This is a genomic window from Mycobacterium noviomagense (assembly GCF_010731635.1).
GTDB classification, from domain to species: Bacteria; Actinomycetota; Actinomycetes; order Mycobacteriales; family Mycobacteriaceae; genus Mycobacterium; species Mycobacterium noviomagense.
Map to the genome: position 1 here is coordinate 196771 of NZ_AP022583.1, position 16369 is coordinate 213139.

Genomic DNA, 16369 nt, shown 5'->3' on the forward strand with positions numbered 1-16369 from the left:
TCGCTGAAACGACCGCGCTAAACGGCGACGAGGTCGTCGGCGTGCACGGCGGGCCGCCGCAGTTCGGCGGGCAGCTCCGACGTCGACCGGCCCATCATGGTGGCCAGTTCCGCCGCGTCGTAGGCGACCACACCGCGGGCCACCACAGCGGCGTCGGGCCCGCGCAGCTCGACGACGTCACCGCCGTGGAAGCGGCCTGACAGCGCGGTGATCCCGGCGGGCAGCAGTGACCGGCGATGCCGCAGCACCGCGCGCACGGCCCCTTCGTCCAGCGTCAGCGAGCCGGCTGCTTCGGCGGCGTAGCGCACCCAAAACCGGCGCGCCGACATGCGGTTGGGCCGGGCAGCGAACACCGTACCCACCGACACATCGGTCAGGGCAGTGGCGGCCTCAGCCGCAGCGGCCAGCAGCACCGGCACCCCCGCGTCGGCAGCCAGCAGCGCCGACGACACCTTCGACGCCATCCCGCCGGTGCCCAAGTGCCCTCCCCGCCCGGCGACCACGCCGGCGAGGTCGTCCGGACCGGACACCTCCGCAATGAAGCGCGCCTCGGCTGCCTTGCGGGGATCGGTGTCGTAGAGGCCGTCGATATCGGACAGCAGTACCAGGGCGTCGGCGCCGACCAGGTGCGCCACCAGCGCCGAAAGCCGGTCGTTGTCGCCGAACCGGATCTCGTTGGTGGCCACGGTGTCGTTCTCGTTGACGATCGGCACCGCGTGCAGGGCGCGCAGCCGGTCCAAGGTGCGCTGGGCGTTGGTGTGTGAGACTCGCATCGAAATGTCGTGTGCGGTCAGCAGCACCTGACCCACGGCGCGGCCGTAGCGGGCGAACGCCGTACTCCACGAGTTCACCAGCGCGACTTGCCCGACGCTGGCCGCCGCCTGCTTTGTCGCCAGATCCGCTGGGCGCCGTGTTAATCCGAGCGGCTCGATGCCGGCGGCGATGGCCCCGGAGGACACGATGACGACGTCCGAGCCCGCCTTCATCCGAGCCTCGATCGCGTCGGCGAGCCCGGCCAGGCTGCCAGCGTCGAACATGCCGGAGGGGGTGGTCAACGCGGTGGTGCCGATTTTGACCACGACGCGCCGCGCGACACGGATGGCTTCCCGGTGCGGGCTGGTCATGACTGCTCACCGCGCTCCCGGCGCCGGCGCCGAGCCGCCTTGCGTTCGACGGCGCTGACGCGCTCGGTGTGTTCCAGGCGCGGGTCGGTGCCGCGGCCGGACATTGTGACGGGGACACCGGCGGGCGTTTGCGGCTCCCAGTCGAACGTCACGCCCCCGATGGTGACAGCGCAGCCCGGTTGGGCGCCCAACTGCAGCAGCTCCTCTTCGACACCGAGGCGCGCCAAGCGGTCGCCGAGGTAGCCGACCGCTTCGTCGTTGTCGAAATCGGTCTGGTCGATCCATCGTTCCGGGCGCGCCCCGTGAACCACAAATCCGCCGTGGCCATCCGGTTCGACTGTGAAGCCGCTGTCGTCGACGGGTATGGGGCGGATCACCGGGCGCCGCAGCGTGGGCTCCGGCTGCGCGGCGTGATACGCCGAGACCATGTCGGCCAGCGCAAAGACCAACGGCTGCAAGCCTTCCCGGCTGGCGGTCGACACCGCGAACACCGGCCAGCCGCGCTCGGCGATGTCGTCGCGGACGAACTCGGCCAGCTCGCGAGCTTCGGGAACGTCGATCTTGTTGAGCACCACCGCTCGCGGCCGCTCGGCGAGGTCGGCCAGCGCCGCGTCCCCGCGCAGCGTGGGCGTATACGCGGCCAGTTCGGCTTCCAGCGCGTCGATGTCGGACACCGGATCGCGGCCCGGCTCGATGGTGGCGCAGTCGACGACGTGCACCAGCACCGCGCACCGCTCGATGTGTCGCAGGAAGTCCAACCCGAGGCCGCGGCCCTGTGATGCACCGGGGATCAGCCCGGGCACGTCGGCGACGGTGAAGGTCGTATCCCCGGCCGAGACCACGCCGAGGTTCGGCACCAGGGTGGTGAACGGGTAGTCGGCGATCTTGGGTTTGGCTGCTGAAATCGCCGACACCAGTGAGGATTTGCCCGCCGAGGGGAAACCGATCAATCCGACGTCGGCGACGGTTTTCAGCTCCAGTGTCAGATCGCGGGCTTGTCCTTTTTCGCCCAGCAGCGCAAAGCCGGGAGCTTTGCGGGCCCGCGAGGCCAGCGCGGCGTTGCCCAGGCCGCCGCGGCCGCCGGCCGCGGCTTCGAATCGTGTCCCAGCCCCGACCAGGTCGGCCAGCAAGCGCCCGTTCTCGTCGAGGACCACGGTGCCGTCGGGCACCTTGACCTCCAGGTCGGCGCCGGCCGCCCCGTCACGGTTGCCGCCCATGCCTGGCTTGCCCGAAGGGGCGACGATGTGGGGGCGGAAATGAAAGTCCAGCAGGGTGTGCACCTGCGGATCGACCACCAGGACGACGCTGCCGCCGCGGCCGCCGTTGCCGCCGTCGGGGCCGCCGAGCGGCTTGAATTTCTCGCGGTGGACCGAGGCGCAGCCGTTACCGCCGGAACCCGCCCGCACGTGGATGACAACGCGGTCGACAAACCGGGGCATCGGGGGTCACTCCTTGGAACGTAACGCCAGGGCGGAAAACGGCCTGCCCGCCGCTGCGTTACATTCGCGCGGCTCAGCTGGCCGTGGTGCCGGCCGGGACGATGCTGACGGTCTTGCGTCCGCGCTTGACGCCGAACTGCACTGCCCCGGCCGCTTTGGCGAACAAGGTGTCATCGCCGCCGCGGCCGACGTTGACGCCGGGGTGGAATTTGGTGCCGCGCTGGCGCACCAGGATTTCGCCGGCCTTGACGACCTGGCCGCCGAACCGCTTGACGCCTAGCCGCTGGGCAGCGGAATCACGACCGTTACGCGAGCTGGACGCACCCTTCTTGTGTGCCATGTCTGTCGCCTCCGTTACTTGATTCCGGTGACCCGCAACACGGTCAGCTGCTGGCGGTGACCCTGACGCTTGTGGTAGCCGGTCTTGTTCTTGAACTTGTGGATACGGATCTTGGGGCCCTTGGTGTGCTCGAGCACCTCGCCGGTCACCGCGATCTTGGCCAACTCGGCGGCATCGGTGGTGACATTGGCGCCATCCACGACCAGGGCAACCGGCAGTGTCACCTTCGCGCCAGGCTCGGAGTCGAGCTTTTCCACCTTCAGCACGTCGCCCTCGGCAACCTTGTACTGCTTGCCGCCGGTTTTGACGATTGCGTAGGTCGCCATCGTGGGTGTCTACCTCATTCTTCAGGGCGCGCGCTACCACCGGGTACGCGCAGCGGGTCTGGGGAGCGCCAGGCAAGGCCTGATTGCCCGACTCCTCCTCGGCCCGCCAGGCGGGCCGCATCGTCATCGGGCGAGCCCGGCGACAACTGATCCAGGGTACGTGACCAGCGACTACAGGGTCAAACCGCGGGCTAGTCCCCGTGGATCGGTGGACCTGCCGGCCGCGCTGCAGCGCGACGCCGGCGTGGCCCTGGTGACGGCGGGACGGCGGCCGCGGGAACCGGGGAGTCACCGGTGCCCTGATCTGAGGTTCCCGAGTCGTCGACATCCTCGTCCAGGGCGTCCTCGGAGTCATCGGAGTCCTCGTCGTCGCCGTCGACCACCTCGAGGTCCTCGTCGATGTCGAGATCGTCCTCTTCGCCGAGGTCTTCCTCTTCGTCGAGGTCGACCTCGTCCTCGTCGGTGTCGTCTTCGTCGGTGTCTTCGAAGTCGTCTTCGTCGGTGTCGAGCAGGTCCTCCTCAGCGACCTCGCGGGCGACCTGTTGGGCGGTCTGCGCGTCGGATTCCTCCTCCGACTCGCGGTCGACGGCCGCGTGCACAAGCTCTTCTTCGGACTCGCCGGGCTCACCGTCCTGGCGGCCGTTGGCGGCGGCCATCGCCTTGAACATCGGATGCTCGCCAGGGGCATGCTCAGGCAGCTTGGTCACCAACGACTCGTCGGCGCGGCTCTTGCGGGACCGTTTGCCGCGACGGCCGCCCGACTCGGATTTGCGACCGCTCGCCTGCGTCGAATCGACCGGATCGGCGTGCAGCATGAGCCCGCGCCCGCCGCAGTGCGGACACGGCGTCGAGAATGCCTCGATCAGACCGGTTCCCAGCCGCTTGCGGGTCAGTTGCACCAGCCCCAGCGACGTCACTTCGGACACCTGATGACGGGTCCGGTCGCGGGCCAGCGCCTCGGTCAGCCGCCGCAGCACCAGGTCACGGTTGGACTCCAGCACCATGTCGATGAAGTCGATCACCACGATCCCGCCGATGTCGCGCAGCCGTAGCTGGCGCACGATCTCCTCGGCGGCCTCGAGGTTGTTCTTCGTGACCGTCTGTTCGAGGTTCCCCCCCGATCCGGTGAACTTGCCGGTGTTGACGTCGATGACCGTCATGGCCTCGGTCCGGTCGATCACCAGCGTCCCGCCCGACGGCAGCCACACCTTGCGGTCCATCGCCTTGGCCAGTTGCTCGTCGATGCGGTGCACCGCGAAGACGTCCGGCCCGTCGGCGCTTGGCGACTCGTACTTCGTCAGCTTCGGAAGAAGTTCGGGCGCAACGGATTTCACGTATTCATTGATCGTGTTCCAGGCCTCGTCGCCGGAGACGATGAGCTCGGCGAAGTCCTCGTTGAACAAGTCGCGGATGACCTTCACCAAAACGTCAGGTTCTTCGTAGAGCGCCACCGCTGCCCCGGCGGCCTTCTCCTTGATCTCGGCGGCCTTTGCCTCGATCTGAGCCCACCGGTCCTGCAGCCGGTTCACGTCGGCGCGGATGTCGTCTTCTTTGACGCCTTCCGACGCGGTGCGGATGATCACCCCGGCATCGGGCGGCACCACTTGGCGCAGGATCTCCTTGAGCCGTTGGCGTTCGGTGTCGGGCAGCTTGCGGCTGATACCCGTCGACGACGCGCCGGGAACGTAAACCAGGTAGCGGCCGGCCAGCGACACCTGGGTGGTCAGACGTGCGCCCTTGTGCCCGACCGGGTCCTTGCTGACTTGAACGACGACGTAGTCACCCGGTTTGAGGGCCTGCTCGATCTTGCGGTTGGCCCCGCCCAGACCGGCGGCCTCCCAGTTGACTTCGCCGGCGTAGAGGACGCCGTTGCGGCCGCGGCCGATATCGACGAAAGCCGCCTCCATCGAGGGCAGCACGTTCTGCACGATGCCCAGGTAGATGTTGCCCACCAGAGACGCCGAGGCGGCAGAAGTCACGAAATGCTCGACGACGATGCCGTCTTCGAGCACTGCGATCTGGGTGTAGCGGGCGCCGGGGTGCGGCGGCTCCGTGCGGACCTTGTCGCGCACCACCATCACCCGCTCGACCGCCTCGCGACGGGCCAAGAACTCGGCTTCGCTGAGCACCGGCGGGCGCCGGCGTCCTGCATCGCGGCCGTCGCGGCGGCGCTGGCGCTTCGCCTCCAGCCGGGTAGAGCCGTCGATGCCCTGGATCTCCGCGGTCGCCGGGTCGTTGTCGTCGGTGTCGGCCTTGTCGGCTGCGCGCGGCGCCCGCTCGTGGACGACGGTGTTGGGCGGGTCGTCGGGCAATGGGCCCGATAAGGGGCCCCCGTCGGTGTCGTCGGCCGAGCCGGATTTGCGGCGACGCCGCCGTCGCCGGCGCCGGCTGCTCACCTCTTGCGAGTCGTCGCCGGTGTCGCCGTCGTCGGAGTCGCCGCCGTCGCCGGCATCGGCTTCGGTATCGGCGGAGTCGGCCTCGCCGTCATCACCTTGGCCGCGGTTGTCGCCTCCCGCCTCACCGCGTCCGCGGCCACGGCCACGGCGGCCGCGGCGGCGCCGCCGGCCGGCCGGACGCTCCGCCTGTTCGTCGTCGACGTCGGCATCATCGAAGTCATCGGAGTCGTCGGCGTCGTCCGACACGTCCGGTTCGGCCTCGAGCGGTTGCGGGGCGACGAACAGCGGCAGGTACTCCGGGCGCTCAACCGTCGTCTCGAGCATCAACCGGGATTCCGGCTCGTCGGCCTCTGCTGGCTCGGGCTCATCGGGCTGGCCCGGCGCCGCGGCCAGCAGGTCGCGCACCCGAACCGCATCGACCCGGTCCACCGTGGAGTGCGCGCTGCGGACCCGCCCGTCGAGTTCGGTGAGCGCGTCGAGCACCCGCTTGCTGCTGGTTCCCAGCGCACGTGCCAGCGAGTGGACCCTTAACTTGTCCGGCAGGTCCTCGTGCTGTGTCGGATTTCCTGATACGTCTGAAGATGGGGCACCGTCTACCACGTAGTCTCCTCGAGCCCCCGGGCGCGTCGTGACGACGCGGCCACGCGAGGGCTTCACTATGTGCCCGGGTCACTTCTCCCGAGCTTGTAATGGTCTCGCGCCGAGCGGCCCGCGTAGAACCGACTCGGCGCCCGGCTGAATGATGGCTGGACAGTGGGCGCCGCACCGCGCGCAGCGATGGTCGCGCTTGTCTAGGTCTTCATTCGGGTGTCGGCCACCGGTCCGGCGACGTTCACCCGATATCAGTATCCCACACGGTTGCCCTGGGACGGACCACGCTCTGCACCGCTTCAATTGCCCGACTTCTCCTCGGGCCGCTGCACGGGCCGCATCGTCGTCGAGCTAGCTCGTGCCCGGGAACCACAGCTCGATCTCGCGGCGGGCAGAATCCGCGGAATCTGAGCCGTGCACCAGGTTGAACTGTGTTTCCAGCCCGAAGTCGCCGCGGATCGTGCCGGGTGCCGCGCTTGCCACCGGGTCGGTGGCACCGGCGAGCTGCCGTACCGCCGCCACGGCTCGCGGGCCTTGCACGATCGCTGCAACTACCGCTCCGGAGGTGATGAACTCCAGTAACGATGCGAAGAACGCTTTGCCTTCATGTTCGGCATAGTGCTGGCGGGCAAGTTCGTCGCTGACAGCTCGTAGCTCCAGCGCCGCGATGGTGAGGCCTTTGCGCTCGATGCGGCTGATGATCTCGCCAACCAGCCGCCGCTCGACGGCGTCAGGCTTGATCAACAGGAGGGTCCGCTCTGCATCGTCGCCGGCGCGTGTCACGGCGCACAGCGTACCGAACCGGCGCCGCTCAACCTGCCCGCCAGATCAGTCCGGCGGCTGCCGCTGTCCGGGCAGCAGGCCCCGCTGCTGCCGCCACCGCACCTCGGCGCGCATGTAGGCGATCAACACCCACACCAAAGTGAAGAGCACACCGATAAACCCGACGCCCGGATACACCGCGAACCCGGCAATCGCCGCTGCTTGCACGGCCAGATCAACCCAGATGGCCCAGGACCGGCCCTGCGCTCCCACGAGCAAGAGCAAAACCGCCGCCAACCCGATCAAATACGTCAGCGATACCCCAGTCAGTCCGCCGCCGACAGCGCCGACCACTGGCAGCGCCAGCAAGATCACCACCGCTTCCAGGATCAGCGTGCCGGCCATCACTCCGCGAAAGCTTTTCCACGGGTCAGGCGGCAGGGGCCGCGCCTCGTCGCTGCGTTCGGGTTGCTGCGTCATTCGGGGTCTCGACCAAACAAACTGCGCGCAGCGCCGGCGGTGACCACGGAGCCGGTGATCACGATGCCAGTACCGGACGCGTCCCCGTCGACGGCGGCGTCGTCGACCAGCGCGGTCGCGGCGTCGATGGCATCGCGCAGGTTCTCGGCGGTGACCACCCGGTCCGGGCCGAAGCGCTGCTCGGCCGCTAGCGCCAGCGACTGGACATCAAGTGCCCGCGGCGATCCGTTGTGGGTCAAGACGATTCGGTCGAACACCGGTTCCAGCGCGGCGAGGATGCCGCCGACATCCTTGTCCGCCAGCATGCTGACCACACCGACCAGGAAGCGGAAGTCGAATTCGTCGGCCAATGCCCGCGCGAGGGCCTCGGCCCCGGCGGGATTGTGCGCAGCGTCGATGAACACCGTCGGTGCGCTGCGCATGCGCTCCAGCCGGCCCGGGCTGGTCACGGCGGCGAACCCGGCGCGGACGGCGTCGACGTCGAGTTGGCGCTGTGCCCCGGCGCCGAAGAACGCCTCGACAGCCGCGAGCGCCACGGCCGCGTTATGGGCTTGGTGGTCGCCGTGCAGCGGCAGGTACACGTCGGAGTAGACGCCGCCGAGGCCCTGCAGTTGCAGCAGCTGACCGCCGACGGCGACCCGGCGGTCCAGCACGGCGCATTCGGAGTCCTCCCGGGCGACCTGGGCATCGGCGCGCGCACACTGCGCCAACAACACCTCCATCACCTCCGGCACCTGGCGGGCGATGACCGCGACCGTGTCGACGGGACCCTCGGCTTTTGTGATGATGCCCGCCTTTTCACCGGCGATGCCGGCGAGGTCGTCGCCGAGATATTCGACGTGGTCGATGCTGATCGGGGTGATGACGGCCACCGGCGCATTGACGACGTTGGTGGCGTCCCAGCGGCCACCGAGACCGACCTCCACCACCGCGACGTCGACCGGGGCATCGGCGAACGCGGCGAACGCCATCGCAGTGAGCACTTCGAACTTGCTCATCGCCGGCCCGCCGGCGGCCTCCGACTGCTGGTCGATCATCTGGACGTAGGGCTCGATATCGCGATACGTCGCGACGTACTGGGCCGGGCTGATCGGTAGACCATCGATCGCGATGCGCTCGACCGCCGACTGCAGGTGCGGGCTGGTGGTCCGGCCGGTGCGCCGGTGCAGCGCTCTCAGCAGCGCGTCCACCATCCGCGCCACCGACGTTTTGCCGTTGGTGCCCGCGATATGGATCGACGGGTAGCCGCGGTGCGGCGATCCGAGCAGGTCCATCAGCGCGCTGATGCGAGTCAGGCTCGGCTCGATGCGGGTTTCGGGCCAGCGCTGGTCGAGCAAGTGCTCGACCTGCAACATCGACGCCATCTCGTCGGGTGTGGGTTCCGGCGAGGGCCGCCCGAGCGGCTCGGAGGTCATTGCAGCCCGGCCAGCCTGGCCGCAATCCGGTCGGTTTCGTCGCGGGCCACCTGTTGGCGGTCACGGATCTTCTCGACGACCGCCGGAGGCGCTTTGGCCAGGAAGTCCTGGTTGGCCAGTTTGGCTGTCGTCGACTCGAGTTCCTTTTGCGCTGCGGCCAAATCCTTTTCGAGCCGGCGACGTTCGGCGGCGACGTCGATGGTGCCGGAGGTGTCGAGTTCGACGACGACGGTGCTGTCGCTCAGCCGCACCTCCAGCGACGCCGACGCGTTAAAGTCCGGCCCGGGCGCGGTCAACCACGCCAGCGACGTCACCGCCGGCACTTGGCTGGTCAGATCCGCGCCGTCGATACCCGACAGCCGGGCAGGCACTTTCTGTCGGTCGGCCAGTCCTTGGTCGCTGCGGAACCGCCGAATCTCGGTCACCAGCTTTTGCATGTCCGTGATGCGCTGCGCGGCAACCGGATCCAGGGCAATCCCGGACGGCTGCGGCCAGTCGGCGATCACCAGCGACTCCTGACCGGTCAGTGTGGTCCACAGCGCCTCGGTCAGAAACGGGATCACCGGATGCAGCAGCCGCAGCAACGTGTCGAGCACGGCGGCCAGCACAGCGGTGGTGTGCGTGATGCCGTCGGCAAGCTGCGTCTTGGCCAGTTCGACGTACCAGTCGCAGAACTCGTCCCAGGTGAAGTGGTAGAGAGATTCGCAGGCGCGGCTGAACTCGTAGCCGTCGAAAGCCGAATCGACTTCGGCGCGAACCTCTTCCAACCGTCCAAGGATCCATCGATCGGCATCGGTCAAGTCGGCGGGGTCGGGCAGCGGCGCCGGGCGGGCACCGTTGAGCAGCGCGAACCGGGTGGCGTTGAACAGCTTGGTGCCGAAGTTTCGCGAGGCCCGCACGTGGTCTTCGCCGATGGTCAGGTCACCGCCGGGACTGGCACCGCGGGCCAGCGCGAACCGCAGCGCGTCGGCCCCGAACTTGTCCAGCCAGTCCAACGGATCCACGACGTTGCCTTTGGACTTGCTCATCTTGCGGCCGAACTCGTCGCGGATCAGCCCGTGCAGGAACACGTTGGTGAACGGCACCTGTGGTCCGCGACGGCCGTCGAGGGTGATGGCGTCGTCGCCGCCGACAAAGGTGCCGAACATCATCATCCGGGCCACCCAAAAGAACAGGATGTCGTACCCGGTGACCAAAACGCTTGTCGGATAGAACGTTTCCAGCTCAGGCGTGCGCTCGGGCCAGCCCATCGTCGAAAACGGCCACAATGCAGAGGAGAACCAGGTGTCCAACACGTCGGGGTCTTGCTCCCAACCTTCGGGCGGGGCTTCGTCGGGACCGACGCACACTTTTTCGCCGTTGGGCCCGTACCAGATCGGGATACGGTGGCCCCACCACAGCTGACGCGAGATGCACCAGTCGTGCATGTCGTCGACCCAGCCGAACCAGCGGGGCTCCATGCTGGCTGGGTGAATCACCGTCTGTCCGTTGCGGACAGCGTCGCCAGCCGCTTTGGCCAGCGACTCCACCCGCACCCACCACTGCAGTGAGAGCCGCGGCTCGATCGGCTCGCCGCTGCGCTCGGAATGCCCGACGCTGTGCAGGTACGGGCGCTTCTCTTCGACGATGCGGCCTTGCGCCGCCAGCGCCTCCCGCACCGCTACGCGGGCTTCGAATCGGTCCATGCCGTCGAATTGTGTTCCAGTGTCGGCTATTCGGCCCTTGGTGTCCATGATCGTGGGCATCGGCAATTGGTGCCGCAATCCGATCTCGAAGTCGTTGGGGTCGTGCGCGGGGGTGACTTTGACTGCGCCAGTGCCGAATTCGGGGTCGACATGCTCGTCGGCGACGACGACCAGGGTTCGGTCGACGAAAGGGTGCGGCAGGTTGGTGCCGACCAGGTGGCGGTAGCGCTCGTCGTCGGGATGCACCGCTATCGCGGTGTCGCCCAGCATCGTTTCGACCCGGGTGGTGGCCACGACGATGTGGGGTTCGGAGTCGTCGAGCGAGCCGTATCGAAACGACACCAGCTCGCCTTCGACGTCTTCGTAGTTGACCTCGAGATCGGAGATGGCCGTTTCCAGCACCGGTGACCAGTTCACCAGCCGCTCGGCCTGGTAGATCAGTCCGGCGTCGTAGAGCCGTTTGAAGATCGTCCGCACCGCGCGCGAAAGGCCCTCGTCGAGGGTGAACCGGTCGCGGCTCCAGTCGACGCCGTCGCCAAGGCGGCGCATCTGGGCGCCGATTGCGCCGCCGGAGTCACGCTTCCATCGCCACACCGTCTCGATGAACCGCTCGCGGCCCAAGCCTTCTTTGGTCTTGCCGTCGAGCGCGAGCTGGTTTTCCACCACGCTTTGGGTGGCGATCCCGGCGTGATCCGTACCCGGCAGCCACAGCACTTCATATCCCTGCATGCGCTTGCGGCGAGTCAAGGCATCCATCAGGGTGTGCTCCAGCGCGTGCCCCATGTGGAGGCTGCCGGTCACATTGGGCGGTGGCAGCACGATGGAAAAACCCGGTTTGGTGCTGGCCGGGTCAGCGGTGAAGTATCCGGCGTCCACCCAGCCCTGATAGATCGTGCTCTCGACCGCGCCCGGGTCCCACGACTTCGGCAAGGCTTCAGCCGCAGCGCTAACAGCGGGCTTCGGGTTGGGGGTCACCGCACAATTCTAGGAAGCCCGCTCACTCGACCGGCCAAGCAGTTCCGCTGTAGCGGCTCAGTCCTGTCGACCTGAGCCGCTACATCGTCGAACGCGCTACGATCAGGGGATCGTCAGCACCTGCCCGGGTTGAATCAGGTCCGGGTTCGGGACCCCGCTGGCGTCGGCGATGACCTGGTATTTGCCGCCGTCGCCGTAAAAGCGCTCCGCGATGGCCCACAGGGTGTCGCCGGATTCGACGGTGTACGTCCGGGCGGCCGGTTCAGCTGGCTCGGGTGCCGGCGGCGCCTCGGCCGGGGCCGCTTCTGGTTCGGGAGCAGCCTCTTGCGCAGCGGGTGCCGCCGCAGCGGCCGGCTCTTCGGGAGCCGGAGGCGGCGGCGCATCAGTCTCGGTCTTGGTGGACCATGCTGCCCCGTCGTCGGCGTAGAGCACCAGGTTGCGGTCGTCCTGTAGCACGAGACGGGGGTTCTTCTTGCCCTTGGTGTTGGTGGCCCACACTGGCTTGTCCGCGGTGTAGAGCACGAAGTTGCCGTCCGGTTGGACCTCCGCACGCACCACGTCTTGACCGTTGGTCCCCGTGGCCCAAATGGCCTTGCCGCGCACCGCCAGCACCAGGTTGCCGTCATCTTGCAGCGTCAAGGTATAGGCCCCGTTGTTGGAGGTGAGCGACTCTCCCCTTACTAACTTCTGTCCCGCATTCAGTGTGTCTCCCACGTCACTCACTCCCTTCTCCTCGTGCGGGCCACAGCAGCCCCGCGTTGCTTCGCCGAACAAATATGAGCCTACTGACGTCAATGTTTTCGCGAACGCGTTCAACTCACGTGAATCGAAACGGCCGAAGAATTGCCGATGACGAACCGGTGCAATGGCAGTGCGTCCGTGCGTTATTTCTTGTTCTTGCCGCCGAGCAAGCCGCCGAGTATGTCGCCCGCTTTGCTTCCCACCGCATCGCCGAGGATGCTGCCCAACGACCTGTTGCCTTTGCCGCCCGAGGCTCCACTGAGGATGCTGCCCAGCACCTCGCCAAGGGCGCCCCCGGAAGCCTGCTCCTGTGCGGGAGATTTCTTGTCGCTGAGTTGTTTACCGATGTACGCCAACACAATCGGTGCCAGGATCGGCAAGAGCTTCTGGATCAACTCACTGTTGCCGCCACCAGCGCCCGACAGCGCCGCGGCCACCTGACTGCTGTCAGCGCCCCCAAAGATCGTCGCTATCGCATTCTGACCGTCGGACTTGTCGAGTTGATCCACCGTGGCACCGGTATCCAGCAGCCCTCGTGCAGCATGGCTGCTGGCCGCCGACTCGATGTCTGACGCTTTGTCGAAATTTTGCGCATTTTCGTGCGCTCCACCGACGAGCACGGGAACCAATGTGTGAATCGCGTTGTTCACTTCTGCTTCGTCAGCGCCTAACCTGCTTGCGATTTCGCGTGTTGGAATCTGTGCGAAAAGATCATCGAGACCAGCCATTTCGTGTCAACTTTCGTCACCGGAGATTGTCGAAATCGATTACGACACTAGACCTAAGTCAGCTGTACCAACAGCCTTCGACGCGGCCCGACGCAATCAGAGCCGACTGGTCTGCAGTGACACCCCGGCGGCCGGGAAACGCGCCATCAGCGCGTCGCCCATCGCGGCCGTCGGAGTGAGCACGCCGCGTAGGTCGGAGAGCTTGTCCCGGTCTAACGCGAGCGCCAAGCCGCTCTCCCCCAACAACACCGAGGTCGCCTTGTAGCCCGGATCGCCCTGCTGCTCGATGGTCGCCCGATAACGCGCGCCGGTGGTCGTGGTGGCATAGGTCTCGGCGTGGTAGTAGCCGCGTTCCCGGGCGGCGGCGCTGGGGCCGGTGCCGGGTTTGGGCGCCAGCCGTTCGACCAGCCGCCGCGGCAGCAGCCGGAAATAACGGCTGCCCAGCCCGAACACCGCGATGCCTGCGCCGGTGACCAAAGCGGACGCCGCGGGGGCAACCCGCGAGGAGCCCAGACTCATGTGCTCGGCGTAGCGGAATTGCCTGCCGTACGCGTAGTCCAGTAATGCGTTGCTGCGCCGAACAATTCGAGTGTTATACGGTGCCATCATGAATCCCGCGGTCCACGTCCCGGCCAGTTCCGGGGCGATGTCGCGGCCGCGGCGCAAGGGCAGATCCGGCTGCGGGCCCACGTCGGGTTCGGCGGTGCGGTCGGGACTCAGCGTGTACGGATCGGCGAGCAGGCGCCGTGCGTCGGGATCGGTGGAAGCGCTGTGCAGCACCTCCATCATCGAGGCGATGGTGCCGCCGGATAATCCGCCGGCGAAGCGGCGCAACACGAAATGGGTGTCGGTGAGTTCGCCGGCGCCGTCGTCGCGTGCCGCGCGGTACAGCGCATAGACACTCAAATCCGAAGGGATGGAATCGAATCCGCACGCATGCACGATGCGTGCGCCGGTGTCGACGGCCTGTTTATGGTACTGGTCGATGCTGTTGCGCACGAACATCGCCTCACCGGTGAGGTCGGCGTAATCGGTGCCTGCCGCCGCGCATGCGGCCACCAGTGGCAACCCGTAGCGGGTGTACGGGCCGACGGTGGTGATCACCACTTGGGTGCGCGTCGCCATCGCATCCAGCGTCGACGGGGAAGCGGCGTCGGCCTGCACCAGCGGCCAGGACTGCGCTAACTCGCCAAGAGTTTCGCGCGCTGCACGTAACCGGTCGGTCGACCGGCCGGCCAGCGCAATACGGGCACCCGATCCCGCTCTGGCCAGGTATTCGGCGGTCAGCTTTCCGACAAAGCCGGTCGCCCCGTACAAGACGATGTCGAATTCGCGCTGCGATGCTGTCACCGGACTGACGCTACTCCGAGGGTTTCGGGCAGTTTGCCGGTCTTGCCGAGCACGTGTTCGGCCAAAAACGCGATGACGACGTCGTACCAGATCTTGGCGTGCTGTGGGCCCAGCACCCAGTGGTTTTCGGACGGGAAGTACAAGAAGCGATGCGGGCTGCGGCCGTCCGCGCCGGCAGGCAGGCCAGAGTTGGCCAGCAGGTCGTACCACAGTCGAAGGGCTTCGCCGACCGGTACCCGGTAGTCCTTGTCGCCGTGGATAACCAGCATCGGGGTGCTGATCCGCTCGACGAAGCGGTGCGGCGAGTGGGTCGCGGCCATTTGCGGTGTCATCTCGCGCCGCCAGTAGTAGGCGAGGTCAGTGGTCGGCCAGAATTGGTCCAGCGCCCACAGGCTGGCATGGGTGACGATTGCGGCGAACCGGTCGGTGTGGCCGGCCACCCAGTTGGCCATGTACCCCCCGAACGATCCGCCCATCGCCGCGATGCGGGTGGCGTCGACGCGCGGGTGAGCGCAAATTGCGTCGGTGGCTGTCATCAAGTCGTCGAACGGCTCCGCGCCCCAGGCTCCCCAGCCGCGCTGGATGAACTCCTGCCCGTAGCCGGTGGATAACCCAGGGTCGGGCAGCAGCACAGCGTAGCCCTGGGCCGCCATCAACCACGGGTTCCATCGCCATGACCAGCTGTTCCAGCTGCCCAGCGGACCGCCGTGAATCCACAGCAGCAGCGGTGCCGGCGTGGGGTTGTCAGGAAGCACCAGCCACGAGCGCACGGTGAACCCATCGGCAGTGGTGGCGTTGGCCTCTTCCAAAGTTCCTCGCAACGCAGGCAATTCAACGCACGGCAGTACGGTGACGCCGCCATCGGGGTCGATCCGCACCGGGTGCGGTGGCGTCGCATACGAGCTGCGCAGTGCATACAGCACCCCGCCGGGCGCGGCCGTGACGTCGCTGTAGGCGAAGTCGTCACAGGTGAGCTGGGTGATCGTCGATGTGGTCAAATCGACGGCGAACACCGGCGCGCGGCCGGCCTGGTCGGCGGTGACGATAAGCGAGGCGCCGTCTTTCGACCAGGTCAGCGATGCCGGCCAGCGATCCCACTCCGCAGCGACGGAAACCGGTTCTTCACCAAACCGTAAGCACTGCAACGTTCTTCGCGGCGCGCAATCGGGAGTGGCGATCGTTTCGCGGGTGAAGGCCACCGCCGAGCAGTCCGGGGAGATCGCCGGATGCTCCAGATCTGCGCCGGGATCGTCGGCGATGACGGTGCGTTCGCCGGATTCGATGTCGACTCGCAGCAGCACCGAGCGCGCGCTGGGCCCCGCCCCGGCGACGCGCCAAGTAGTCACCAAGAATCGACCATCGGCACTGACGTCGAATCCGGCTTCGCGTAGCGCCACACCGGGTTGCGGGGTCAGATCACGCGGGCCGCTCACCTCGAGCAGGTGAGGCTCGTCCGGGCCGAGGTCCTTGTCCCAGTAGCGAACCGGATATCCCGCATGCAAGATCGCCGTCACCTTCAAGTCTTTGCGGAGGTCGCGCAGCCGCCGATCGTCATCGACGTCGTCGGCAGCCGGCAGCAGCGGCGCGCCGACCACTGTCACCTCGGCGCTGCGAGCACTCTGTACCACGGAGACGCCGCCCGGCATGGCGAGCACCTCGACGGCTTCACCGCCGCTGGCCGGCAACCGCCACAGCGAGGCGGGCGGTTTGTCCTTACCGTCCGCCTTGTCGGATGTGGTCCGCGACGAGACGAACAGCAGATCGCCGTCGGCGGTGAACGCCGGCGACGACTCACCGTGGGCCGAGCGGGTCAACCTGCGCGCAGGCGTCCGGCCCGCCGGGTCGACTTCCCAGATCGCAGTGACGTATTCGCTGCGTTTGTCGTTGAGCCTAGCCACCGTGGTGACTACTCGCGAGCCGTCGGCTGAGACCGCCAGACCGGCTACCCGCGGCAGCGCGAGGTAGTCATCGAGGTTGTCAAACGCCGTTGCGGTCATGCGTCTTGCCTAGCACACGC

The 16369-nt window shown here is 67.4% G+C and carries 13 protein-coding genes; all 13 read right to left on the reverse strand.

The window, feature by feature from the left end:
* Positions 1–17: 17 nt before the first annotated feature.
* Entirely contained in the window at positions 18–1124 is a 1107-nt protein-coding gene (gene proB / locus G6N15_RS00740; RefSeq protein ID WP_083084361.1) for a glutamate 5-kinase, read from the reverse strand.
* Complete coding sequence (gene obgE, locus G6N15_RS00745; protein ID WP_083084358.1) at positions 1121–2563, reverse strand: GTPase ObgE; 1443 nt, start codon at positions 2561–2563, stop codon at positions 1121–1123. The genes proB and obgE overlap by 4 nt, the downstream gene beginning before the upstream one ends.
* A gap of 73 nt (positions 2564–2636) precedes the next feature.
* Positions 2637–2903: a 50S ribosomal protein L27 gene (gene rpmA, locus G6N15_RS00750; RefSeq protein WP_083084356.1), complete on the reverse strand. Its 267-nt coding sequence runs from the start codon at positions 2901–2903 to the stop codon at positions 2637–2639.
* Positions 2904–2917: 14 nt separating this feature from the next.
* The gene (gene rplU, locus G6N15_RS00755) at positions 2918–3229 is read right to left on the reverse strand and encodes a 50S ribosomal protein L21 (protein ID WP_083084354.1); all 312 of its coding nucleotides are present in this window, start codon (positions 3227–3229) and stop codon (positions 2918–2920) included.
* A gap of 191 nt (positions 3230–3420) precedes the next feature.
* Complete coding sequence (locus G6N15_RS00760; RefSeq protein ID WP_083084351.1) at positions 3421–6225, reverse strand: Rne/Rng family ribonuclease; 2805 nt, start codon at positions 6223–6225, stop codon at positions 3421–3423.
* A gap of 342 nt (positions 6226–6567) precedes the next feature.
* Complete coding sequence (gene ndk / locus G6N15_RS00765; protein WP_083084349.1) at positions 6568–6999, reverse strand: nucleoside-diphosphate kinase; 432 nt, start codon at positions 6997–6999, stop codon at positions 6568–6570.
* A 45-nt stretch (positions 7000–7044) separates the two neighbouring features.
* Complete coding sequence (locus tag G6N15_RS00770) at positions 7045–7458, reverse strand: DUF4233 domain-containing protein (RefSeq protein WP_083084346.1); 414 nt, start codon at positions 7456–7458, stop codon at positions 7045–7047.
* Positions 7455–8873, reverse strand: coding sequence for a bifunctional tetrahydrofolate synthase/dihydrofolate synthase (folC, locus tag G6N15_RS00775; protein WP_083084344.1), 1419 nt, complete (start codon positions 8871–8873; stop codon positions 7455–7457). The genes G6N15_RS00770 and folC overlap by 4 nt, the downstream gene beginning before the upstream one ends.
* Complete coding sequence (locus G6N15_RS00780; RefSeq protein WP_083084341.1) at positions 8870–11533, reverse strand: valine--tRNA ligase; 2664 nt, start codon at positions 11531–11533, stop codon at positions 8870–8872. The genes folC and G6N15_RS00780 overlap by 4 nt, the downstream gene beginning before the upstream one ends.
* 102 nt (positions 11534–11635) lie before the next feature.
* Positions 11636–12247, reverse strand: coding sequence for a LysM peptidoglycan-binding domain-containing protein (locus G6N15_RS00785; protein ID WP_083084338.1), 612 nt, complete (start codon positions 12245–12247; stop codon positions 11636–11638).
* Between the two features lie 170 nt (positions 12248–12417).
* On the reverse strand, positions 12418–13002 hold the full coding sequence (locus tag G6N15_RS00790; RefSeq protein ID WP_083084335.1) for a DUF937 domain-containing protein: 585 nt from the start codon (positions 13000–13002) through the stop codon (positions 12418–12420).
* A 96-nt stretch (positions 13003–13098) separates the two neighbouring features.
* A complete protein-coding gene (locus G6N15_RS00795; RefSeq protein ID WP_083084334.1) occupies positions 13099–14352 on the reverse strand; it encodes a saccharopine dehydrogenase family protein in 1254 nt (417 codons plus the stop codon).
* Entirely contained in the window at positions 14349–16349 is a 2001-nt protein-coding gene (locus G6N15_RS00800) for a S9 family peptidase (protein WP_083084333.1), read from the reverse strand. The genes G6N15_RS00795 and G6N15_RS00800 overlap by 4 nt, the downstream gene beginning before the upstream one ends.
* Positions 16350–16369 lie beyond the last annotated feature (20 nt).